This window comes from Paraburkholderia phymatum, from assembly GCF_038900715.1.
GTDB lineage: Bacteria > Pseudomonadota > Gammaproteobacteria > Burkholderiales > Burkholderiaceae > Paraburkholderia > Paraburkholderia phymatum_A.
In genome coordinates, this window is record NZ_JAYMRZ010000001.1 from 154,019 (window position 1) to 177,472 (window position 23,454).

Sequence of the window (23,454 nt, forward strand, 5' to 3'; positions counted from 1 at the left end):
TGGACGGGTCGCGATTGTCGGCGATGATGTCCGAAGCGCGGCGCGCGAACATGCGAGACAATCCGGGCCGCAATCGTTCACGGCAGTCGGGAACAGATTCAGATTCAAACTCAGATTCATGGAACAGCCTTGGCGAACCACAGGAGAGCATTCACGATGAAGACGAAAGCAGCAATCGCATGGAAAGCCGGCGCACCGTTGACGATCGAGGAAGTCGACCTCGAAGGGCCGCGTGCCGGTGAGGTGCTGATCGAAGTGAAGGCGACGGGCATCTGCCACACCGACTACTACACGCTGTCGGGCGCCGATCCCGAGGGCATCTTCCCGGCCATTCTCGGTCACGAAGGCGCGGGCGTCGTCGTCGATGTGGGGCCGGGCGTCGGCACGCTGAAGAAGGGCGATCACGTGATTCCCCTCTACACGCCCGAGTGCCGCCAGTGCAAGTTCTGCCTGTCGCGCAAGACGAACCTGTGTCAGGCGATCCGCTCGACGCAGGGCAAGGGCCTGATGCCCGATTCGACGTCGCGCTTCTCGCTCGACGGCAAGCCGCTCTTTCATTACATGGGCACATCGACGTTCTCGAATTACATCGTCGTGCCTGAGATTGCCGTCGCGAAGATCCGCGAGGACGCGCCGTTCGACAAGGTCTGCTATATCGGCTGCGGCGTGACGACGGGCGTCGGCGCCGTGGTCTATTCGGCGAAGGTGGAGGCCGGCGCGAATGTGGTCGTGTTCGGTCTGGGCGGCATCGGCCTCAATGTGATCCAGGGCGCCAAGATGGTCGGCGCTGACAAGATCATCGGCGTCGACATCAATCCGGGCCGCGTCGAACTGGCGAAGAAGTTCGGCATGACGCACTTCATCAACCCGAAGGAAGTCGAGAACGTCGTCGACCATATCGTGCAGCTCACCGATGGCGGCGCCGACTATTCGTTCGAATGCGTCGGCAATACGACGCTGATGCGCCAGGCGCTCGAATGCACGCACAAGGGCTGGGGCCAGTCGTTCATCATCGGCGTGGCGGCGGTGGGCGAAGAAATCAGCACGCGGCCGTTCCAGCTGGTGACGGGCCGTCAATGGAAGGGCTCGGCGTTCGGCGGCGCGCGCGGCCGCACCGACGTGCCGAAGATCGTCGACTGGTACATGGAAGGCAAGATCAACATCGACGACCTGATCACGCATCACCTGAAGCTCGACCAGATCAACGAAGGCTTCGACCTGATGAAGAAGGGCGAGTCGATCCGCTCGGTGGTCATCTACTAAAGGAGCGCGCGATGCTCGAACTGATCGAATCGCATGCGTCGTTCGGCGGGACGCAGCGTATCTACAGGCATGAGTCGAAGGCGATCGGGCTGCCGATGCGCTTCTCGGTCTTCATGCCGAAAGAGGCGTCGCAGCGGAAGGTGCCGGCGCTGTTCTACCTCGCAGGCCTGACCTGTACCGAAGAGACGTTCCCGATCAAGGCGGGCGCGCAGCGCTTTGCCGCGCAGCACGGCATCGCGCTGATCGCGCCCGATACGAGTCCGCGTGGCGCGGGCGTGCCGGGCGAGAGCGCGTCGTGGGACTTCGGCGTCGGCGCGGGCTTCTATGTCGACGCGACGCAGGAGCCCTGGTCGAAGCACTACCGGATGTACTCGTACGTGCGGGACGAGCTGCGCGAAACGGTCGCGAATGAACTGCCGGTCGATGGTGAAAGACTGGGCATCTTCGGTCACTCGATGGGAGGGCACGGCGCGCTGATGCTCGCGCTGCGCCATCCGGACATCTATCGGTCGGTCTCGGCGTTTGCGCCGATTGCCGCGCCGATGCGCTGTCCGTGGGGCGAGAAGGCGTTCAGCGGCTATCTCGGCGCGGACCGCGAGGCGTGGAAGCAGTACGACGCAAGCGAACTGGTCGGCAAGGCGAAGCGCAAGTTCGCGGAAGGTATCCTGGTCGATCAGGGCCTCGCGGATCAGTTTCTCGCCGAGCAACTCAACCCCGACGTGTTCGAGGCCGCCTGCAACGCGGCGGGGCAGCCGCTCACGCTGCGTCGGCATGAAGGCTACGACCACGGCTATTTCTTCATCTCGACGTTCATCGAGGATCATCTCGCGCATCACGCGAAGGTGTTGCTCGGCTAACCGTCAAGACGTCGAGGCCGCCGGTGCCTGAAACGGAACGGGGTGGCTCGCAAGCCACCCCGTTCTTTATCTGCGCATGTGTTGCGCCATCAGGCTCGCACCATACACGAGCGCCGCGAGCAACGTGATCCAGAAGCTCGTCGGCCAGTCGGTGTAGAAAGCGAGCGTCACGCCGATCCACGCCTGCGCGAGCGCGAGCAGCGCAGCGACCACGAGCCCGACGGAAAGACGCGTCGACAGGTTCTGCGCCGCCGCCGCCGGCCCGACCATCAACGTGAACACGAGCAGCACGCCGACAATCTGCGTGCATGCGGCCACCGCGAGCGCAGCGATCGCCAGAAACAGCACCGACACGAGCCGCAGCGACACGCCTTTCGCTTCCGCCAGTTCCGGCTGCAACGACGCGAACAGCAAGGGCCGCATGATCGCCGCCAACGCGAGCAGGCTGACGACGCCGAGCGCGGCGAGCACCGCGAGCGTCGCCGAGCTGACGCCCAGCACGTTGCCGAAGAGCAAGGCCGTGACCTGCGTCGCGTACGCGGTGAAAAAGTGCAGGAACAACAAACCGAAACCCAGCGCCAGCGACAGGATCACGCCGATCGCCACATCGCGGCCCGCGAGCTTTTCGCCGAGCGCGCCCATGCCGACGCCCGCCGCGAGCGTGAAGCCAATCATCCCCCAGATCGGCGAAATGCCGATCAGCACGGCGCCCGTCGCGCCCGTGAAGCCGACGTGCGACAGCGCGTGTCCCGCGAAGGTCTGCCCGCGCATCACGAGGAAGTAGCCGACGATACCCGACAGCACCGCGACAATCCCCGACGCCGCGAAGGCGTTCACCATGAAATCGTATTCAAACATCGTGCGTGTGTCCGTCGCGTGAGGCGTGATGGTGCGCATGCCCGTGGTTATGCGCATGTCCGTGGCTGTGCGGCTCGCCGTGATGATGGTCATCGTCCTCGTGCTCGTGATCGTGCTTCTCGACTTCGACGTCGCCCGACATCACGAAGATGCGGCCGTTCACGCGCATCACTTCGATGGTCGAACCATAGAGGCGCGAAAGCACCGGCTTCGTGATCACTTCATCGACGGTGCCGAGCGCGGCGACGCCATTGCCGAGATACAGCACGCGATCGAGCGCATGCAGCAGCGGATTGAGCTCATGCGCGGAGAACAGTACGGCGATGCCGAGCTCCTGCTGCACGCGCTTCACCAGCTCGACGACCGCCTTTTGATGATGCGGATCGAGGCTGATCAGCGGCTCGTCGAGCAGCAGCAGGCGCGGATTGCCGAGCAGGCATTGCGCGAGCAGCAGCCGTTGCCGCTCGCCGCCCGACAGCTCGGACAACGGCCTCGCAGCCAGCGCGCTGCCGCCGACAAGTTCCAGCACGCGATCGACATCGGCGCGTGTTTTGGCATCGGCGTGAGGCAGGCCCCAGCGATGCCCGTCGGCGGCCATCGCGACGAAATCGCGTCCGCGCACGCGGCGGCCGGCGAGCGCGCTGCGTGTCTGCGGCATGTAGCCGATCGACGGATTGCCGCGCACCACGGGCTCGCCGAGCACGCGCACCGTGCCGCTTGCAGCGGGGACGAGCCCGAGCACCGAGCGCATCAGCGTCGTCTTGCCCGCGCCGTTCGGCCCGAGCACGCCGATGAACTCGCCCTGGTTGATCGTGAAGCTGGTGTCGCGCAGGATCTTTCGGTCGCCGAGTTCGAACGTCACGCGATCCAGTTCGAGCACGGGCGCGTTGCCAGACGATGCGGCGCGGCGAGGCATGTTCATGGGGTCTTTCCTTGGTTCGCGCCGCCGCCGTTGCCCGCGGCCAGCGCGTTTCCGAGCGTGTCGAGCTGCGCCAGCATCCATTGCTGGAAGGTCTTGCCGGCGGGTTGCGTCTCGGTGACGCTGACCGTCGGCACGTGCGATTGCTGTGCGAGTTTCAGCATGCGTTTCGTGAGGGCTTCCGTTGCCTGGCTGTTGTAGATCAGAACACGCACGCGTCGCTCGCGAAGATCGCGCTCGAATGCAGCGATGTCCGATGCGCTCGCTTCCGTGTCGTTCATCGCGGCAAGCTGAAAGCGCTGGTTACGCATATCGAGTCCGATCGCATCGGACATGTAGCCGAACACCGGCTCGGTCGCCGTCACGCTCGCATGCGCGTACTGGCTGTGCAGCGCGGCGATCTTGTCGTTCATCGGCTTGAGCGAATCGAGGAACTTTGCGAGGTTTGCATCGTACACGGCCTTGTGCGATGGATCGGCTGCCGTCAGCGCCGCGTTCACCGCGCGGGCGACGGCGGGCATCGTCGGCGGGTCGTACCACAGGTGCGGATTGTCCCCGCTTTTCTTGCCGACGAGATCGGCCGCGACGATCACCTTGCGCTTGTCATTCTTCGACGCGTTCAGCAGCTTCGTCATCCACGGATCGTAATCGGCGCCGTTATAGACGACAAGGCTCGCACGCTGCAACGCGCGCGCCGTCTTCGGGCTCGCTTCGAACAGATGCGGGTCCTGGTCGGGATTGCTCAGGATGCTGGTCACGTCGACGCGGTCGCCTCCGAGTTGCTGCACGACGTCGCCATAAAAATTCTCTGCGGCGACGACGGGAATCTTCGCATCCTGAGCCTGCGCCGCCTGAGTAAATGCGACGGCCATCAGCGTCGAAGCGGCGGCGCGGGTAAGAAACTTCCACATCGAGATGTTCTTCTTCATATCGGATTGACCTGTGGCTTGAAGGCGTCGGGTTGAAACGAAAGGGGCGCGGCGTTATGGGTGAGCGTGCTTGCAGGCGGCGCACACCCCGCTCAGTTCGACGACCTGGTGATGCACTTCGAAACCTGGTGCGCTGCGTGACAACTGCGCGGCCACTCCGTCGCCGGGAATCTCTACCGTTTCGCCGCACGCTTCACACATCAGGAACTGGCTCTGATGCGGCTCGCCCATCTGGCAACACGCGAAAAACGCATTCTTCGATTCGATCCGATGCACGAAGCCATGCTCGACGAGAAACTCGAGCACACGGTAGACCGTGGTCGGCGGCACGCGGCCGCGCTGTGGCTCGAGCGCCGCGAGCAAGTCATATGCGCCGACCGGGCGCTCGCTCTGCGCGATCAGCGTGTAGACCTTGCGGCGCAGTGTCGTCAGTGCGAGGCCGCGCTCGGCGGCGAGCGCATCGGCGCGGGCCAGCTTGCGCGCGAGCTTCTCCGCGGACAGCGCGGTCTGATCGCCGGGACGGGCGGCGCCATGAAAACCGTGAGCATCGGATAAGCGGGCCATGTCACGACCTCCGGACAGCGTCGGAATCAACGAAGGCGAAATGATATAACGTATCTCGAAAAATTGTCATTGCCCGTTGCAAAGTCATCGCCGATTCTTAGAAAGAAGCGCTGTATCCGAGGCTTTTGACGCTGCCGCGCTGCACCATCGAAATTGCGCGACGCGCCTTGACATGACCGGACGTGTATCCGATCATTCGATCACAACGAGAGCAATTGCTCGGCAAACGAGCGTTCGCTCATGCTGATTCGAAGAATCAAACGAACCGGAGACAGGTTGTGACAGCCCGACTGCAAGGCAAGGTGGCGATTCTGACGGGCGCAGCGAGCGGTATCGGCGAGGCGGTGGCCCGCCGCTATCTCGAGGAGGGAGCGCGCTGCGTGCTGGTCGACGTGAAGCCGGCTGGCGAGTTCGCGCACGCGCTGCGCGAAACGGACGGCGACCGCCTGCTGACGATCAGCGCGGACGTGACGCGCCGCGAAGACATCGCGCGCATCGTCGACGAGACGGTGCGGCGCTTCGGCCAGATCGACATTCTTTTCAACAATGCGGCGCTGTTCGACATGCGCCCGCTGCTCGACGAATCCTGGGACATCTTCGACAAGCTCTTCGCGGTCAACGTGAAGGGCATGTTCTTCCTGATGCAGGCCGTCGCACAGCGCATGGTCGAGCAGGGACACGGCGGCAAGATCATCAACATGTCGTCGCAGGCGGGCCGGCGCGGCGAGGCGCTCGTGTCGCACTACTGCGCGACGAAGGCGGCCGTGCTGAGCTATACGCAATCGGCTGCGCTGGCGCTCGCGCCTCACGGGATCAACGTGAACGGCATCGCTCCGGGCGTCGTCGATACGCCGATGTGGGATCAGGTCGATGCCCTTTTCGCGCGTTACGAGAACCGGCCGCTCGGCGAGAAGAAGCGTCTCGTCGGTGAAGCGGTGCCGCTGGGCAGGATGGGGCTGCCCGCGGATCTGACGGGGGCGGCGCTGTTCCTCGCGTCTTCGGATGCGGATTACATCACCGCGCAAACCCTGAACGTCGACGGCGGCAACTGGATGAGCTGACCGTCATTCATTCACCGGCATCCAATTCCGGCGTCCTGCGCGTACCCGCCGGTCACGTACCAAAACGCAAGTACGAATAAAGGAGACAAACGATGAAGCCCACCTTCAAACCCGCGCTCAATGTATTCGGCGCCGCGGCGCTCGCGTGCGCCGCGTTCAGCGCGAACGCGGCGACCGTGACGATCGCGACGTTGAACAACCCGGACATGATCGAGCTGAAAAAGCTGTCGCCGGCATTCGAGAAAGCGAATCCCGACATCAAGCTGAACTGGGTGATCCTGGAAGAAAACGTGCTGCGTCAGCGCGCGACGACCGACATCACGACGGGCAGCGGCCAGTTCGACGTGATGACGATCGGCGCGTATGAAACGCCGCAATGGGGCAAGCGCGGCTGGCTCGCGCCGCTCACGGGCCTGCCCGCCGACTACGACCTGAACGACGTCGTGAAGACGGCGCGCGATGGTCTTTCGTACAACGGCACGCTGTTCGCGCTGCCGTTCTACGTCGAAAGCTCGATGACGTACTACCGCAAGGATCTGTTCGCGGCGAAGGGCCTGAAGATGCCCGACAACCCGACGTATGACCAGATCGCCCAGTTCGCCGACAAGCTCACCGACAAATCGGCGGGCACCTACGGCATCTGCCTGCGCGGCAAGGCTGGCTGGGGCGAGAACATGGCTTACGTGACGACGCTCGTGAATACGTTCGGCGGCCGCTGGTTCGACGAAAAGTGGAATGCGCAGCTGACGACGCCCGAATGGAAAAAGGCCGTTTCCTTCTACACCGACCTGCTGAAGAAGGACGGCCCTCCGGGAGCGAGCTCGAACGGCTTCAACGAGAACCTCACGCTGATGTCGTCGGGCAAGTGCGCGATGTGGATCGACGCGACGGTCGCGGCGGGCATGCTCTACAACAAGCAGCAATCGCAGATCTCGGACAAGGTCGGCTTCGCGGCCGCGCCGACGCAAGCGACGCCGAACGGCTCGCACTGGCTGTGGGCGTGGGCGCTGGCGATTCCGAAGTCGTCGAAGCAGGCCGATGCCGCGAAGAAGTTCATCACGTGGGCGACGTCGAAGCAGTACATCGAGCTCGTCGCGAAGGATGAAGGCTGGGCCTCGGTGCCGCCGGGCACGCGCCAGTCGACGTATGCGCGCCCCGAGTACAAGCAGGCCGCGCCGTTCGCCGACTTCGTGCTGAAGGCAATCGAAACGGCTGACCCGAACCATCCGACGGCCAAGCCGGTTCCGTACACGGGCGTGCAGTTCGTCGGCATCCCTGAGTTCCAGTCGTTCGGGACGGTGGTCGGCCAGAGCATTTCGGGCGCCGTCGCGGGCCAGATGTCCGTCGATCAGGCGCTCGCAGCCGGCAACGCAACAGCCGACCGTGCCGTCAAGCAGGCCGGCTACCAGAAATAACGACGAAGTGAAAATGGGCACGTCGTTTGCGTTTCCCCTGGCGCAAGCGGCGTACCCAGCCACTGGCCTCGAAACCGCGCTGTAACGATGTAACGCGCCGGCTGACAGCGCACCGTCAGCCGGACCCTGGCAGCACAGCGAGCCGCAAGCCCCGCGACCCGCGCACTACCGAAGAGGTGGTCCATCATGCGTCTTCATTTGCGTCTACCCCTCATGCACGCCCAACCCCAGCCCAAAACTGAACACGAGCGAGAAGAGCGCAAGGCCGCGCACGCGCGCTGGCTCGTTTCGCCGTCCGTAGGCCTTCTCGTTCTGTGGATGACGATACCGCTCGCGATGACGATCTGGTTTTCGTTCTCGCGCTACAACCTGCTGAATCCGGATGAAAAAGGTTTCACGGGTATCGACAACTACAAGTTCCTCGCCAGCGACCCGGCGTTCGGTCCGTCGATCCTGCACACGCTGCAGCTGATCGTCGCCGTGCTGGTCATCACCGTGGTCGGCGGCGTGCTGATGGCGGTGCTGTTCGACCGCAAGTTCTACGGGCAGGGCATCGCGCGGCTGCTCGCGATCGCGCCGTTCTTCGTGATGCCGACGGTCTCCGCGCTGATCTGGAAGAACATGATCCTGCATCCGGTGTACGGGCTCGTCGCGCAAGGCATGCGCGCGATCGGCCTCACGCCGATCGACTGGTTCGCCGACTATCCGTTGACGGCCGTGATCATCATCGTCGCGTGGCAGTGGCTGCCGTTCGCTTTCCTCATTCTGTTCACTGCGATCCAGTCGCTCGACCAGGAGCAGAAGGAAGCGGCGAAGATCGACGGCGCCGGTCCGTTCTCGATGTTCTTCTTCATCACGCTGCCGCACCTGAGGCGCGCGATCGCCGTGGTCGTGATGATGGAAACCATTTTCCTGTTGTCGATCTTCGCCGAAATCTACACGACGACGGGCGGCGGTCCGGGCAACGCGACGACCAACCTGTCGTACCTGATCTACGCGCTGGGCCTGCAACAGTTCGACGTCGGCCTTGCATCGGCAGGCGGGATTCTCGCCGTGGTGCTCGCGAATATCGTGTCGTTCTTCCTCGTGCGCATGCTCGCGAAGAACCTGAAAGGGGAGTACGAAAAATGAGCCAGGTTGCTGCTACACCCGTTACGACGACTCAGTCGTCGTCCGCTTCGCCGCTTGCTGTCATCCGGCGCAGCATTCCCGGCATCATCGCGTGGCTGCTCGCGTTGCTGCTGTTCTTCCCGATCTTCTGGATGACGATCACGGCATTCAAGACCGAGCAGCAGGCGTACGCGTCGTCGCTCTTCTTCATGCCGACGCTCGACAGCTTCCGCGAGGTTTTCGCGCGCAGCAATTACTTCGGCTTCGCGTGGAACTCGATCCTGATCTCGGTCGGTGTGACGCTGCTGTGCCTGATCCTCGCCGTGCCGTGCGCGTATGCGATGGCCTTCTTCCCGACCCGGCGCACGCAGAAAGTGCTGCTGTGGATGCTGTCGACGAAGATGATGCCGTCCGTCGGCGTGCTGGTGCCGATCTATCTGCTGTGGAAGAACAGCGGGCTGCTCGATACCGTCACGGGCCTCGTGATCGTCTACACGCTGATCAATCTCCCCATCGCCGTGTGGATGGCGTTCACGTACTTCGCCGAAATACCGCGCGACATTCTCGAAGCGGGCCGCATCGACGGCGCCGCGACGTGGCAGGAGATCGTCTATCTGCTGATGCCGATGGCGCTGCCGGGGCTCGCATCGACGGCGCTCTTGCTCGTGATCCTGTCGTGGAACGAAGCGTTCTGGAGCATCAACCTGTCGAGTTCGAACGCCGCGCCGCTGACCGTTTTCATCGCGTCGTATTCGAGTCCTGAAGGTCTGTTCTGGGCGAAGCTGTCGGCGGCGTCGCTGCTGGCCGTAGCGCCGATCCTGATCGTCGGCTGGGTTTCGCAGAAACAGCTGGTGCGTGGCCTTACGTTCGGGGCGGTCAAGTGACGGATATCAGAACCGACGCGAGGCTGGCTTTGATTTGCGATTGCGACGGCGTGCTGATCGACAGCGAAGCCGTCGCGGCCGCGATGCTCGTACACGAGCTCGAAGCGCGCTGGGCCGATGCCGACGTTGCGCCCGTCGTGATGCCGTTGCTGGGCTTGCGCATCGAGAGTGTGCTGCAAGGCACGGCGACGCAGCTCGGCAAGACGTTGACGCCCACGGACATCGCCGCGATCCGCAGCGCTGTCGAAGCCGCGGCCGTGAAGGCGCCGATGGTCGAGGGCATCGAGGCGGCGCTCGCGAGCATTCCGCTCACGAAGGCGTGCGCGAGCAACAGCTTTCGCGCGTACGTCGAAGCGGCGCTTGCGCGCACGGGCCTCGTCCGGCATTTCGGCAACCGGCTGTTTTGCGCGGATGCCGTCGCGCAACCGAAGCCCGCGCCCGACGTCTATCTCGCCGCCGCGCGCGGACTGGGCGTGAGCGCCGATGCATGCCTCGTCATCGAAGACAGCGTGACGGGCGTCACGGCGGCAACGGCGGCGGGCATGACGGTGTATGGATTCATCGGCGGCGGCCATGCGAGCGACGAGCAGATCGGCGCGCTGCACCGAGTGGGCGCGCAACATATCTTCGACGACATGAGGCAATTGCCGGGACTGGTCGCGGACTGGATGCAGCGCATAACGGTCGCGTGAAGGTTACGTGATGGCCGGACGGGCATCGCATGAAAGCACGCTTTCCGGCAAAGCGATTGAACGTAGTAGAGAAGCAGCAACTATTTTGCATGGGACGGAAGTAGACGCTAAAGCGCCAACGTCCGTCGACAATGGAGACACATCATGGCAAGCGTAACTCTGCGCAACATCAGGAAAGCCTACGACGAGAACGAGGTGATGCGCGACATCAACCTCGACATTCAGGACGGCGAGTTCGTCGTGTTCGTCGGGCCGAGCGGCTGCGGCAAGTCCACGCTGATGCGGATGATCGCCGGCCTCGAAGACATCACGGGCGGCGATCTGCAGATCGACGGCACGCGCATGAACGACGTGCCGCCCGCCAAGCGCGGCATTGCGATGGTGTTCCAGTCGTACGCGCTGTATCCGCATATGACGCTGTACGACAACATGGCGTTCGGCCTCAAGCTCGCGGGCACGAAGAAGCCGGAGATCGACGCCGCCGTGCGCAACGCCGCGAAGATCCTGCACATCGACCATCTGCTCGAACGCAAGCCGAAGCAGCTGTCGGGTGGCCAGCGGCAGCGCGTCGCGATCGGCCGCGCGATCACGCGCAAGCCGAAGGTGTTCCTGTTCGACGAACCGCTGTCGAACCTCGACGCCGCGCTGCGCGTGAAGATGCGCCTCGAATTCGCGCGTCTGCACGACGAACTGAAGACGACGATGATCTACGTCACGCACGATCAGGTCGAAGCGATGACGCTCGCGGACAAGATCGTCGTGCTGTCGGCGGGCAATCTGGAACAGGTGGGCAGCCCCAACATGCTGTATCACGCGCCCGCGAACCGCTTTGTCGCGGGCTTCATCGGCTCGCCGAAGATGAATTTCCTCGAAGGCGTCGTGCAGTCGGTGTCGGCGAAAGGCGTGCTCGTGAAGTACGAAACGGGCGAGACACAGCTCGTGCTGGTCGAGCCCGGCCGCGCGAAAGAGGGCGACAAGGTGACGGTCGGCATCCGGCCCGAGCATCTGCATATCGACGTGGCGGAGTATGGCGTGTCGGCGCGCATCATGGCGGTCGAATCGCTCGGCGATGCGGCTTATCTGTACGCCGAAAGCAGCGTCGCGCCCGACGGTCTGATCGCGCGCATCCCGCCGCTTGAACGGCACGAGAAAGGCGCAACGATCCGGCTTGGCGCAACGCCCGATCATTGCCATCTGTTCAATGGCGACGGGCAGGCGTTCCAGCGCAAGATCGTCGAGGTGCTTGCCGCCTGATTCGCCGATAGAAAGAGCGCTGAACGAACGCCGTTCCAGCGCGCAGCTACAGGCGCCGTTGTTCCGCCGTTGCCATAAAGGCGATGGCGGAACAACGGCGCCTTGCTTTTGCAGACTCGGACTTATCCGATATTTCCGCGACCTATCCCATATCAAAATTGTGCATCGTCTGACGGGACGACTCAGGCCAAACGGCCCGGCGCGTTCTGTCGATTTCCCGTCCATCCCATCGAATACGCCATCAAAGCGATCGCAATCCGAATCGCGCGTGCATGTGCGTGCCGCCGACGACACAAGACGCCATGCACAACATTCCCGTCTTCACGCAACAAGAAACCTTCACGACATCGACTGTCGACAACCCGATCGACGACCCCATCAGGAACGCGCTCGCGCTCCATCGCGCGGGCCGGCTCGATAGCGCCGAGCACGCGTATCGCGCGATTCTGGATGCGCAGCCGTGCGACGCGAGCACGCTCTACATGCTGGGCGTGCTGTACCTGCAGCGCCAGGACATCGAGCGCGCGATCGAACGCTTCGATGCGGCGCTCGCGCTGGAGCCGCATGACGCCGATTGCCTGATCGATCGCGGCATCGCGGCCCTCGCGCGCGGCGACGATGCAGGCGCGGAGCGATTCTTCGGCCAGGCCGTCCAGCACGCGCCGCGTCACGCGCTGGCGCACAGCAATCTCGGCGAGGTGCAACGGCTTCTGGGCAAGCGCGAAGAGGCGCTGGCCAGTTTCCAGCAGGCGGTTGAACTCGAGAGCGATCTCTTCGAAGCGGCGCTCGGCCGTGCCGATGTGCTTGAAGCGCTTTCGCGTCCGCAGGAAGCGGTTGCCGCCTATCAGTACGCGGAGCAATTGGCGCCGCAGGACATACGCGTGCTGCGCGGTTTGGGCGGGACGTTGAACGCAGTGCGCCGGCATACGGAAGCCGCCGAGGTTTTTCAACGCGCCTTGCAGCAGGACCCGTACGATATCCACGCGCTGTTCGGCCTCGCATTCGCAACGGATGCGCAACTGAAGTTCGACGATGCGCTCGCGATCTACGCGCGCGCTCTGGAGATCGCGCCCAACTCGCCGACGCTGCACAACAACGTCGCTTTCACGCTGACGTGTCTGTCGCGCTACGACGAAGCCGACGATCATCTGCGCCGCGCGATCGAACTCAGCCCCAATCTTTCCAACGCCTACAAGCTGCTCGGCATGTCGGAATTACGGCGTGGGAATTTCCGCCGCGGCTGGACGTATTACGAGCATCGCAAGACCACGCCGAGTGGCTTGCTCGATTATCCGAAGCTCGGCATGCCCGAATGGCAGGGCGAGCCGATCGGCGGCAAGCGCGTTTTGCTCGCGCGCGAGCAGGGCGCCGGCGATCAGTTGCAGTTCATCCGTTATGCCGATGTGCTGCGCGGTCTCGGCGCGACCGTCGACGTGTGGACCAGCAACGAACTGGCGCCGCTCATCTCCCGCATGCCCAGTGTCAACCGCGTGCTGACGAGCCAGCCCGACGGCGGCTACGACTACTCGTGTCGCATGATGAGCGTGCCCGTGTGGCTTTCCGACGACGCGATCCCGAACGCGGTGCCGTATCTGTCGGCGGACGCGGCGCAGGTCGCCGTCTGGCGCGAGCGGCTCGCGCAGGCCGCGGGCGAGCGCAAGAAGATCGGACTCGTATGGGCGGGCAATCCGCAGCACTATCTCGACGTCTATCGTTCGGCGCCTCTTGCGGCACTCGAACCGCTTGCGTCGGTGCGAGGGCTCGCATGGTTCGCGTTGCAAAAGGGCGCGGCGGAGGCGCAACTCGACGGGCTCGCGCATCGCTGGCCGATCTGCGCGCTCGGTCAACTGCTGAACGACTTCGACGCGACGGCGGCCGTGATCGAGTGTCTGGATCTCGTGATCACCGTCGATACGTCCGTTGCGCATCTGGCAGGCGCGCTCGGCAAGCCGGTGTGGGTGATGTTGCCAAAGCAGGCCGACTGGCGCTGGATGATGTCGGGCGAGGACAACCCGTGGTATCCGACTGCACGTCTTTTCCGTCAGCAGGTGCTCGGCGACTGGATGCCTGTGATCGAAGCGCTGCGCGGCGCGCTCGAAGCGCTTTGAGCAACGCAAGCGCTGCGATCGTTTCGAGAGGGCGCTAGCGTCGTCTCATCACGCGCGTGACGCGACGGACACATCCGCGCCGTGATTCAGCGCGGCGCGCGCGCACAGCTCGTCGGTGACGAGTCCCGACAGCCAGCCGCCCTTGAGCGCGGCGATCACCGCACCGCGCTTGCGCTCGCCGCCCGCGAAGCCGATCACGGGACGCTTCGGCGGCGAATCGAGCCGCAAGCTCGTCACGCGGCGGCCGGTCGGCGATTCGACGCGCGCGCCGTCGGCGTCGATGGGCAGGCCGAGCAATTCGGCGACGGCGCCCAGCGACACCAGCTCCTCCACTTCATCCGACGTGATGAAGCCATCCTCATGCAGCGGACAATGCAAGCCGATATTGCCGATGCCGACGAACGCCACATCCGCCTCGCCCGACAGCGACTCGACGATCCGGTACAGACGGTGATTGCACCACTGCGCGCGTTCCGCTTCGCTGTCGGCGATCAGCGGCGCGGGCAGCAGGAAGTGCTTGCCGCCCGTCTTCTCGGAGATGTGCAGCGCGACGTCGTAGCGGTTCGACGAGCCGTCCTGCGCGATCGCGCCGACCATCGACACGAGCCGATGCTGCGGCCGCTCCAGTTGCGCGACCTGATCGACGACGGCCTTCAGCGTGCGCCCGCTGCTCACGGCGACGACCATCGGCCGTTCTTCGCCGAGATAGCGCTCCATCACCTGCGCGCCCGCGACGGCGAGCTTGCGGTCGATCTCTTCGGGGTTGTCGTTGTCGACGGGCACGACTTCGCACATCGACAGCCCGTAGCGCTTCGACAGTTGCGCGGCGAGCGACAGGCAGTCCGCAAGCTGATGATCGACGCGCACGCGGATCAGGTTCTTCTCGACGGCGAACGCGACCAGCCGCTGCGCGACGGGCCGCGACACCTGCAGTTTTTCGGCGATCTCGTTCTGCGTATTGCCGGCGACGTAGTAGAGCCAGGCGGCGCGCGTCGCGAGATCGAGCTTTTCAGTGGACTTGGGCACGATGGGTTCGCTCAGGATTGCGCCGAAGCGCGTAACACCAGGCAGCCCGCATCGGACGTTCTGGTGTGCTGCTTGCCGTACGCATTCGTCGTAGTGCGCATCACGGGCTCACATTACGTTGCGTTCGCATCGCGCGCGGGCGCGAACATCGGCTTCACATGCCGGTACAGCGCGCGATAGCTGGCGAGCCGCTCGCGCAGCACGGCATGACGCCGCGCGTTCGGCGTGAATTCGATTTCGACGGGCGGCTTGGTCAGCACCGTCGACGGATCGCCGCCCGCCGCGAGCCAGCCCAGACGCGCCGCGCCCAGCGCCGCGCCCGTTTCGCCGCCGCCATGCTTGCGTGTCGCCGTGTTCAGCGAATCCGCGAGCAACTGCGCCCAGTAGTTGCTGCGCGCGCCGCCGCCGAGCAGCGACAGCGCGCTCACTTCGGTGCCCGCCGCGCGCAACGCGTCGAGGCCGTCCGTCAGCGCGAGCGTCACGCCTTCGAGCACCGCATAGCCGAGCAGCGCGCGATCGGTCGCGTGCGTCATGCCGAAGAACACGCCTTGCGAATACGGATCGTTGTGCGGCGTGCGTTCGCCGGACAGATACGGCAGGAAGAGCGGCGCGGTCGCGAGCGCGTCGTCGGGGAGTTTTTCGACTTCGGCGAGCAGCGTCGGCTCGTCAGTGGATGTCAGCTTGCAGACCCAGCGCAGGCAGCTCGCCGCCGACAGCACGACGCTCATCTGATGCCAGCGGTCAGGAATCGCGTGGCAGAACGCGTGCACGGCCGACTCCGGATTCGGGCGGAAGCTGTTGCCGATCACGCACAACACGCCCGACGTGCCGAGCGACACGAAGCCGTCGCCCGGCTGCGTCGCGCCGATGCCGATCGCGCTCGTCGCGTTGTCGCCGCCGCCCGCCGCGACCACGACGGGCTCGCGCAAGCCCAGCTCGCGCGCGAGTTCGGGACGCAGCATGCCCGATGGCGCGCTGCCTTCCGCCAGACGCGGCATATGAGAGCGGTTCAGGTCGCAGGCGGCGAGCAATGTATCGGACCAGTCGCGCTGCGCGACGTCGAGCCATAGCGTGCCCGCTGCGTCGGATGGATCGGAGACCTTGTCGCCCGTCAGTTGAAGGCGCAGATAGTCCTTCGGCAGCAGCACGCAGGCCGTCTGCCGGAAGATCTCCGGCTCGTGTCGCGCGACCCACAGCAGCTTGGGCGCGGTGAAGCCGGGCATCGCCAGATTGCCGGCGATGCGATGCAGGTCCGGCGCGCGCCGGTACAGCTCATCGCATTCCTCGACGGCGCGCATGTCGTTCCACAGAATCGCGGGTCGCAGCACGCGGTCTTCGTTGTCGAGCAGCACCGCGCCGTGCATCTGTCCAGACAGCCCGATGCCGCGAATCTGCGCGAACTCTTCCGGGTAACGGTCGCGCAATGCGAAGAGCGCGGTGCGCGTGCCTTGCCACCAGTCGGACGGGTTCTGTTCCGACCAGCGCTGATGCGGACGCGAAACGGTAAACGGAGAACCTGCCGTGCCGATCACGCGTCCGTCGGACGCGAGCAGCAGAACTTTTACTTCGGACGTGCCGAGGTCGATGCCGAGATACATGGGCGCGAAACCTTCGTCGGTAGGAGATGCGCTACTTTAGCCGCATGCCGCTGGCGATGCCATGCGCAATAGACCTGACGCATGGCAGGCTTCGAACGCGGCGATCAATGGGAACGGCCGCGCGTGAATGCAGCATGGATGCATTCACACGCGCGGCCATGCTGTCGTGTGTCGAGCAAGGCGATGTCGACGGCTTCAGCCGGTCTTGGTCAGCCGAGTTCATTCGGCCAGGGTCAGTCGGCCAGGGTCAGTCGGCCAAGGTCAGTCGGCTCCAGTCGGCTTTAGTCAGCTTCAAGCGCCGCGCTTCGCGAGCCACGCATCGACGCGTTCGAGCGCCGCGCGCACTACTTTCTCGAGCGAAGCCGTGCCCGCCATGCCGCCCCAGAGCAGACGGTCCGCGCAGTAGGCCTGCACCGGATCGGGTGCCTTGAAGAAGCCGCGCGCGACGTTCTCGTCCATCACGCCGTCCTGATACGTGTACGGCAACTGGCCGCGCTGCCACCTGTCGAGAAAGCGGAAGAAGAGCGCGGGCAGCATCGCCGTCGCGTTCGGCTCGACCTTGCGCTCGAAGCACTCGGACAGCGTAGGCGCGATGAAGCCGGGGATCTTCGAAAAGCCATCGGCGGCGACGCGCTGATTCGTGTCCTGGATATAAGGATTGCCGAAGCGTTCGAGCACGACATCGCGATACTTTGCGAGATCGAGCGGGCTCGGCGTGAGGCAGGGGATCACGTCCTGTGTCACGTAGTCGTGCGCGAACTGGCGGATTTCCGGATCGTGCGTCCCTTCGTGAATATACGAGAGGCCGACCAGCGTGCCCGCCCACGCGATGCAACTGTGCGTCGCGTTCAGAATGCGGATCTTTGCCTCTTCATACGGCAGCACCGATTCGACCATCTCCGCGCCGACCTGCTCCCATGCCGGCCGCCCGGCGACGAAGTGATCCTCGATCACCCACTGGATGAACGATTCACCCATCACGGGGCACGCGTCGTCGACGCCCGTCGCCGCCTTCACGCGCTCGCGCACGTCGGGTGTCGGGCGCGGCGTGATCCGGTCGACCATCGAGTTCGGGCACGCCGTGTTCGCATCGAACCATTGACGCAGCGCGCTCGCGCCGCGCCGCTCCAGAAACTCGGTCATGCCCGCGCGGAAGCGCTCGCCGTTGCTGCGCAGGTTGTCGCAGGTCTGCAGCGTAACGGGGCCGGCGTTGCGCTGCATCCGCGCTTCGAGAATCGCGGCGAGCGCGCCATAGATCGTGGTGCGCGCGCCGTTCAGATCGGCGGACAGATCGGGATTCGCCGTGTCGAGCTTATGGTGTTCGTCGAGGTAGTAGCCGCCTTCCGTCACGGTGAACGCGATGATCTTGCACGCGGGATCGGCGCCCGCGTCGACGAGCCCATCGAGATTCGCCGACCACGGCACCACCCGCTCGATAGAGCGGATCGTCTCGTAGTCGCGCTTGCCTTGCGGCGTGACGGTTTCGAGCGTGTAGACGCCGTTCTGCGCGGCCAGTGCATCGGCGACGGCATTCATGTCGCTGCGGATATTGCCGACGGTGAGCGACCAGTGCGTATCGCCAGGCTGACTCGCTTCGTTGAGCCGGTGCAGATACCACGCCTGATGCGCGCGATGGAACGATCCCGCGCCGATGTGCAGGATCACCTGCGTGCTTGCGCCGTTGTTTGCGCCGCTGCTTTGGCCGCTGTTCATGTGCGTCTCCTGTGTCGACCCGGGTTGGCGTGCCGACGGGCGTTGGCGCTTTCGCGCTGACGCCCGTTCCATACGTTGCCCGGGTCCCATGCTAGTGAAGTCTTATGCGCACGGTCTTTCGCGTGCGTTGCTTGGGATAAGTCTAGAAGCTGTCTCGGCGACGTGAGCCGCCGATTCGAATCAAGAGCATTTGCTCTAAACGTGAACTAATGATCGTATTCGGCCGATCGAAAGTCAAGGCGAAGGACAGTGCTTTTTCATGGCAGATCGTTGCGCAGCGCGGCGGGGCGAGCTTTTCGACGGCCGATGCGCTGCCCGCGAAACGTTGACAGAAACGTTGACAAGCGGCCGGTCGGCAGGCTGTTGCATTGCATCAAATTTGACAGCCGGAAGGCCAGGACTAACCCGAATGCAAAAAAGTATCAGTCCACGGTCTCATTTCTAGTGGCCGCGATTGCGCTCGCGGTCTAACTTTCGGTACACAAAAGCAATGAAGCCGATGGCGCCCGCAAGACGTGAAACGCAAGGCGCCGGACGAACGAACAGGAGGAGAACCGACGTGCAACCCGATCTCGAACTGGTCAGCGTGCGACGCGACGAGTCGTTCAAGGTGTGGTATCACGGCTTTCCGTACCGCACAGTGCGCTGGCATTTCCATCCGGAATTCGAAATCCATCTGATCGTCGCGACGACGGGCAAGATGTTCGTCGGCGATTACATCGGCAGTTTCGCGCCGGGCAATCTCGTGCTGATGGGGCCGAACCTGCCGCACAACTGGGTCAGCGAAGTGCCCGAGGGCGTGACGATCGCGCAGCGCAATCTCGTCGTGCAGTTCGGCCAGGATTTCGTCGCGCATTGCACGGAGAGCTTCCCCGAATGGCGCACGCTCGAAGCGCTGCTCGCCGATTCGCGGCGCGGCGTGTCGTTCGGCGCGCAGACGAGCGCCGCGATCCAGCCGCTCTTCATGGAACTGCTCGAAGCGCGCGGCCTGCGCCGCATCGTGCTGTTCCTGTCGATGATGGAAATCCTGCTGAACGCGAGCGACCGCGAACTGCTCGCGAGCCCCGCGTATCAGAGCGACCCGACCGGCTATGCATCGACGCGCATCAACCATGTGCTGTCGTATATCGGCAAGAACCTCGCGACGGAGTTGCGCGAATCCGATCTCGCGCAACTCGCGGGGCAGAGCGTGAGTGCCTTCTCGCGATACTTCCGCCGTCACACGGGCCTGCCTTTCGTGCAGTACGTGAACCGCATGCGCATCAATCTCGCGTGCCAGCTGCTGATGGATGACGACCTGAGCGTGACCGACATCTGCTACAAGGTCGGCTTCAACAACCTGTCGAACTTCAACCGGCAGTTCCTCACGGCGAAGGGCATGGCTCCTTCGAAGTTCCGCCGCTTCCAGCAACTGAACGACGCGAGCCGCGACGCGTCCGAAGCGGCAGCGGCGCTCGGCAAGGGCATCGCGAACGCGCCTTCGATCGTGCCCGCCGTGCGGGCGCGAAGCCACGCGCATGCGGCGTATCCGCCTCTGGGCTCGCCACTCCCAGCGACATAGAGCACTTCAGCATCACCCGCGTTTCACCTGCTCATCGCGCTGCAAACCGCGCGAGAGACGCACTCATCCTCATAAACGGAGACAACCATGACGCACACCACTTCGCACCCTTCGCGCACATTGCGCCTGCGCGCCGCGCTGACCTTCGCCGCCGTGATGCTCGGCGCGCCGCTTCTTGCGCCGGCGACTGCGAACGCCGCGCCGCTCAAAATCGGCATGACGTTCCAGGAACTGAACAACCCGTACTTCGTGACGATGCAAAAGGCGCTGAACGATGCGGCCGCATCGATCGGCGCGACGGTCGTCGTCACCGATGCGCATCACGACGTGAGCAAGCAGGTGAGCGACGTCGAAGACATGCTGCAGAAGAAGATCGATATTCTGCTCGTCAATCCGACCGACTCGACGGGCATCCAGTCGGCCGTGACGTCGGCGAAGAAAGCGGGCGCCGTGGTCGTCGCCGTCGATGCGAACGCGAACGGTCCCGTCGATTCGTTCGTCGGCTCGAAGAATTTCGACGCGGGGCAGATGTCGTGCGAGTACCTCGCGAAAGCGATCGGCGGCAGCGGCGAAGTGGCGATTCTCGACGGCATTCCCGTCGTGCCGATTCTCGAACGCGTGCGCGGCTGCAAGGCGGCGCTCGCGAAGTTTCCGAACGTGAAGCTCGTCGATACGCAGAACGGCAAGCAGGAGCGCGCGACGGCGCTGTCCGTCACCGAGAACATGATCCAGGCGCATCCGAACCTGAAGGGCGTCTTCAGCGTGAACGACGGCGGCTCGATGGGCGCGTTGTCCGCGATCGAATCGTCGGGTAAGGACATCAAGCTGACGAGCGTCGACGGCGCACCGGAAGCGATCACCGCGATCCAGAAGCCGAACTCGAAGTTCATCGAAACGTCCGCGCAATTCCCGCGCGACCAGATCCGTCTTGCGATCGGCGTGGCGCTTGCGAAGAAGTGGGGCGCCAATGTGCCGAAGGCGATTCCCGTCGACGTGAAGCTCGTCGACAAGGACAACGCGAAGGGCTTCAGCTGGTAAGCAAGGCGTTGGCGATGCAGTGGCGCTGGTGTCTTCGGCAAAGCGTCACTGCATGAACAAGGAAACGCGATGGACACGATCCTCAAACTCGACAACATCACGAAGAGCTTTCCCGGCGTGAAGGCGTTGCAGCGCATTCATCTCGAGATCGCGCGCGGCGAGATTCACGCGCTGCTCGGCGAGAACGGCGCGGGCAAGTCGACGCTGATGAAGATCCTGTGCGGCATCTATCAGCCCGACGACGGCACGATCGTGATCGAAGGCGAAGCGCGGCACTTCGCGAACTATCACGATGCCGTCGCGGCGGGCGTCGGCATCGTGTTTCAGGAGTTCAGCCTGATTCCGTATCTGAACGCCGTCGAGAACATGTTCCTCGGACGCGAGTTGCGCAATCGCTTCGGCATGCTCGATCGCACGCGGATGCGGCGCGCGGCGGCGGAGATCTTCGAGCGGCTCGGCGTCGCGATCGATCTGTCCGTGCCGATTCGCGAGCTTTCCGTCGCGCAGCAGCAGTTCGTCGAAATCGGCAAGGCGCTGTCGCTGAATGCGCGCATCCTGATTCTCGACGAGCCGACGGCCACGCTCACGCCCGCCGAAGCCGAGCATCTGTTCACGATCATGCGCGACCTGAAGCGGCACGGCGTCGCGATGATTTTCATCTCGCACCACCTCGAAGAAATTTTCGAGGTGTGCGACCGTATCACCGTGTTGCGCGACGGCCAGTATGTCGGCATGACGGATGTGGCGAAGACGGATGTCGGCCGGCTCGTCGAGATGATGGTCGGGCGCAAGATCGAAAGCAGCTTTCCGCCGAAGCCCGCGTTGCCCGCCGATGCGAGGGTCGTGCTCGAAGTGAACGCATTGCAGTTGCACAAGGACGGCCCCGTGAATCGCTTCACGCTGCGCGAAGGCGAAATACTCGGCTTTGCGGGACTCGTCGGCTCGGGGCGCACGGAGACGGCGCTCGCCGTCATCGGCGCGGACGCGGCGCATGTGAAGGACATTCGCATCAACGGTACGCCGGCGAATCTCTCCGATCCCGCCGACGCATTGAAGTCCGGCATCGGCATCCTGCCCGAAAGCCGCAAGACGGAAGGGCTGATCACGTCGTTCTCGATCAAGCAGAACATCTCGATCAACAACCTCGGCAAGTACCGCGCCGCGCGCTTCTTCATCGATCACGGCAGCGAAGCGCGCGCAACGGCCGACATCATGAAGCGCGTCGGCGTGAAGGCGCCGACGATGAACACCGAAGTCGCGACGCTGTCGGGCGGTAATCAGCAGAAAGTGGTGATCGCGCGCTGGCTCAATCACCACACGAACATCCTGATCTTCGACGAACCGACGCGCGGCATCGACGTCGGCGCGAAAGCGGAAATCTATCTGCTGATGCGCGAACTCACTGCGCGCGGCTATTCGATCATCATGATCTCGTCGGAACTGCCGGAGATCGTGGGCATGTGCGATCGCGTCGCCGTGTTCCGGCAGGGGCGCATCGAAGCGATGCTCGAAGGCGACCAGATCGAATCGAACGCCGTGATGACTTATGCAACCGCTGGTGCAACAGCCGGCACTCGTGGAGCAACGCAGCATGAACACGCCTGATACTTCTCCCAAGACATCGACCGTCGCGTCCAATACGCCAGGCGCGCCGTTACGGCTGAACTGGGCGAGCATCAAACGCTCGACGTTGTTCTATCCGTTCATCGGCTTGCTCGTCGTGTGCATCGTGATGGTGTTCGCGAGCGACAGCTTTTTGTCGGCGGCGAATCTCGAGAACGTGCTGCGCCAGGTGTCGATCAACGCGATCATCGCCGTCGGCATGACGGCCGTGATTTTGACGGGCGGCATCGACCTGTCCGTCGGTTCCGTGATGGCGCTCTCGGGCACGCTCGCGGCGGGCCTGATGGTCGCGGGGCTCAACGGCGTCGCGGCGATCGCGATCGGCATTGCGGTCGGACTCGGCTTCGGCTTCGGCAACGGCTTCTTCGTTGCGTTCGCGGGCATGCCGCCCATCATCGTCACGCTCGCGACGATGGGCATCGCGCGCGGCCTCGCGCTGATCTATACGGGCGGCTATCCGATCGACGGCTTGCCCGACTGGGTGAGCTTCTTCGGCAGCGGAAAAGTATTCGGCATTCAGGCGCCCGTGCTCATCATGCTCGTCGTCTATGCGATCGCGTGGCTGCTGCTCGAACGCATGCCGTTCGGCCGCTACGTGTATGCGATCGGCGGCAACGAGCAGGCGACGCGTCTTTCCGGCGTGCGCGTCGCGCGCGTGAAGCTGATCGTCTACACGCTCGCGGGTTTGACGTCGTCGTTCGCGGCCATCGTGCTCACGTCGCGCCTGATGAGCGGCCAGCCGAATGCGGGCGTCGGCTTCGAACTCGATGCGATTGCGGCCGTGGTGATGGGCGGCACGTCGATATCGGGCGGACGCGGCTCGATCATCGGCACGCTGATCGGCGCGCTGCTGCTCGGCGTGCTGAACAACGGACTCAACATGGTCGGCGTGAATCCATACGTGCAGAACGTGATCAAGGGCGGAATCATTCTGCTCGCGATCTACATCAGCCGCGACCGCAAGAAGTGAATTTCCCTTTC

Annotated in this window: 20 protein-coding genes; 13 read left to right on the plus strand and 7 right to left on the minus strand. The window is 64.0% G+C overall.

Features of this window, described 5'->3' with window-relative positions; genetic code table 11:
* Nucleotides 1–156: 156 nt before the first annotated feature.
* Both VSR68_RS00665 and fghA read left to right on the plus strand, forming a co-directional pair.
* Nucleotides 157–1,263 carry an S-(hydroxymethyl)glutathione dehydrogenase/class III alcohol dehydrogenase gene (locus VSR68_RS00665; RefSeq protein ID WP_342937970.1) on the plus strand — a complete coding sequence of 369 codons (1,107 nt, stop codon included), beginning with the start codon at nt 157–159 and terminating at the stop codon, nt 1,261–1,263.
* An 11-nt stretch (nt 1,264–1,274) separates the two neighbouring features.
* A complete protein-coding gene (gene fghA / locus VSR68_RS00670) occupies nt 1,275–2,120 on the plus strand; it encodes an S-formylglutathione hydrolase (protein ID WP_342937971.1) in 846 nt (281 codons plus the stop codon).
* A gap of 66 nt (nt 2,121–2,186) precedes the next feature.
* Here the strand turns inward: fghA and VSR68_RS00675 are convergent, their stop codons facing one another.
* From VSR68_RS00675 to VSR68_RS00690, 4 genes are read right to left on the minus strand one after another with little or no spacing between them, the layout of a single operon-like run.
* On the minus strand, nt 2,187–2,978 hold the full coding sequence (locus tag VSR68_RS00675) for a metal ABC transporter permease (protein ID WP_342937972.1): 792 nt from the start codon (nt 2,976–2,978) through the stop codon (nt 2,187–2,189).
* Nucleotides 2,971–3,900, minus strand: coding sequence for an ABC transporter ATP-binding protein (locus VSR68_RS00680; RefSeq protein ID WP_342937973.1), 930 nt, complete (start codon nt 3,898–3,900; stop codon nt 2,971–2,973). The genes VSR68_RS00675 and VSR68_RS00680 overlap by 8 nt, the downstream gene beginning before the upstream one ends.
* Nucleotides 3,897–4,826: a metal ABC transporter solute-binding protein gene (locus tag VSR68_RS00685; RefSeq protein ID WP_342937974.1), complete on the minus strand. Its 930-nt coding sequence runs from the start codon at nt 4,824–4,826 to the stop codon at nt 3,897–3,899. Before VSR68_RS00685 ends, VSR68_RS00680 begins: the two co-directional genes overlap by 4 nt.
* Nucleotides 4,827–4,880: 54 nt before the next feature.
* Nucleotides 4,881–5,390, minus strand: a complete 510-nt coding sequence (locus VSR68_RS00690) for a Fur family transcriptional regulator (RefSeq protein ID WP_342937975.1) — start codon at nt 5,388–5,390, stop codon at nt 4,881–4,883.
* Nucleotides 5,391–5,668: 278 nt separating this feature from the next.
* On the opposite strand from VSR68_RS00690, the gene VSR68_RS00695 reads away from it, so the two are divergent.
* The 7 genes from VSR68_RS00695 to VSR68_RS00725 all read left to right on the plus strand — a co-directional run bounded on the left by VSR68_RS00695 (nt 5,669) and on the right by VSR68_RS00725 (nt 13,914).
* Nucleotides 5,669–6,451: an L-iditol 2-dehydrogenase gene (locus tag VSR68_RS00695; RefSeq protein ID WP_342937976.1), complete on the plus strand. Its 783-nt coding sequence runs from the start codon at nt 5,669–5,671 to the stop codon at nt 6,449–6,451.
* A gap of 92 nt (nt 6,452–6,543) precedes the next feature.
* Nucleotides 6,544–7,866: a sugar ABC transporter substrate-binding protein gene (locus VSR68_RS00700; protein WP_342937977.1), complete on the plus strand. Its 1,323-nt coding sequence runs from the start codon at nt 6,544–6,546 to the stop codon at nt 7,864–7,866.
* A 186-nt stretch (nt 7,867–8,052) separates the two neighbouring features.
* The gene (locus tag VSR68_RS00705) at nt 8,053–8,997 is read left to right on the plus strand and encodes a sugar ABC transporter permease (protein ID WP_342937978.1); all 945 of its coding nucleotides are present in this window, start codon (nt 8,053–8,055) and stop codon (nt 8,995–8,997) included.
* Complete coding sequence (locus VSR68_RS00710; RefSeq protein ID WP_342937979.1) at nt 8,994–9,860, plus strand: carbohydrate ABC transporter permease; 867 nt, start codon at nt 8,994–8,996, stop codon at nt 9,858–9,860. The genes VSR68_RS00705 and VSR68_RS00710 overlap by 4 nt, the downstream gene beginning before the upstream one ends.
* Entirely contained in the window at nt 9,857–10,552 is a 696-nt protein-coding gene (locus VSR68_RS00715) for an HAD-IA family hydrolase (protein ID WP_342937980.1), read from the plus strand. The genes VSR68_RS00710 and VSR68_RS00715 overlap by 4 nt, the downstream gene beginning before the upstream one ends.
* A gap of 144 nt (nt 10,553–10,696) precedes the next feature.
* A complete protein-coding gene (locus tag VSR68_RS00720; RefSeq protein ID WP_342937981.1) occupies nt 10,697–11,806 on the plus strand; it encodes a sn-glycerol-3-phosphate ABC transporter ATP-binding protein UgpC in 1,110 nt (369 codons plus the stop codon).
* Nucleotides 11,807–12,108: 302 nt separating this feature from the next.
* Nucleotides 12,109–13,914: a tetratricopeptide repeat protein gene (locus tag VSR68_RS00725; protein ID WP_342937982.1), complete on the plus strand. Its 1,806-nt coding sequence runs from the start codon at nt 12,109–12,111 to the stop codon at nt 13,912–13,914.
* 48 nt (nt 13,915–13,962) lie between these two features.
* Here the strand turns inward: VSR68_RS00725 and VSR68_RS00730 are convergent, their stop codons facing one another.
* The 3 genes from VSR68_RS00730 to dalD form a co-directional block, all read right to left on the minus strand.
* Entirely contained in the window at nt 13,963–14,940 is a 978-nt protein-coding gene (locus VSR68_RS00730) for a sugar-binding transcriptional regulator (RefSeq protein WP_342937983.1), read from the minus strand.
* Nucleotides 14,941–15,053: 113 nt separating this feature from the next.
* Nucleotides 15,054–16,538 (minus strand): xylulokinase, encoded by a 1,485-nt coding sequence (gene xylB, locus VSR68_RS00735; RefSeq protein ID WP_342937984.1) that lies wholly within the window; start codon nt 16,536–16,538, stop codon nt 15,054–15,056.
* 291 nt (nt 16,539–16,829) lie between these two features.
* On the minus strand, nt 16,830–18,251 hold the full coding sequence (dalD, locus tag VSR68_RS00740; RefSeq protein WP_342937985.1) for a D-arabinitol 4-dehydrogenase: 1,422 nt from the start codon (nt 18,249–18,251) through the stop codon (nt 16,830–16,832).
* 559 nt (nt 18,252–18,810) lie between these two features.
* On the opposite strand from dalD, the gene VSR68_RS00745 reads away from it, so the two are divergent.
* From VSR68_RS00745 to VSR68_RS00760, 4 genes are all read left to right on the plus strand, one after another.
* The gene (locus tag VSR68_RS00745; RefSeq protein ID WP_342937986.1) at nt 18,811–19,812 is read left to right on the plus strand and encodes an AraC family transcriptional regulator; all 1,002 of its coding nucleotides are present in this window, start codon (nt 18,811–18,813) and stop codon (nt 19,810–19,812) included.
* Between the two features lie 87 nt (nt 19,813–19,899).
* Nucleotides 19,900–20,850 (plus strand): ABC transporter substrate-binding protein, encoded by a 951-nt coding sequence (locus tag VSR68_RS00750; protein ID WP_342937987.1) that lies wholly within the window; start codon nt 19,900–19,902, stop codon nt 20,848–20,850.
* 69 nt (nt 20,851–20,919) lie between these two features.
* A complete protein-coding gene (locus VSR68_RS00755; protein ID WP_342937988.1) occupies nt 20,920–22,455 on the plus strand; it encodes a sugar ABC transporter ATP-binding protein in 1,536 nt (511 codons plus the stop codon).
* A complete protein-coding gene (locus tag VSR68_RS00760) occupies nt 22,442–23,443 on the plus strand; it encodes an ABC transporter permease (protein WP_090865599.1) in 1,002 nt (333 codons plus the stop codon). Before VSR68_RS00755 ends, VSR68_RS00760 begins: the two co-directional genes overlap by 14 nt.
* Nucleotides 23,444–23,454: the final 11 nt, after the last annotated feature.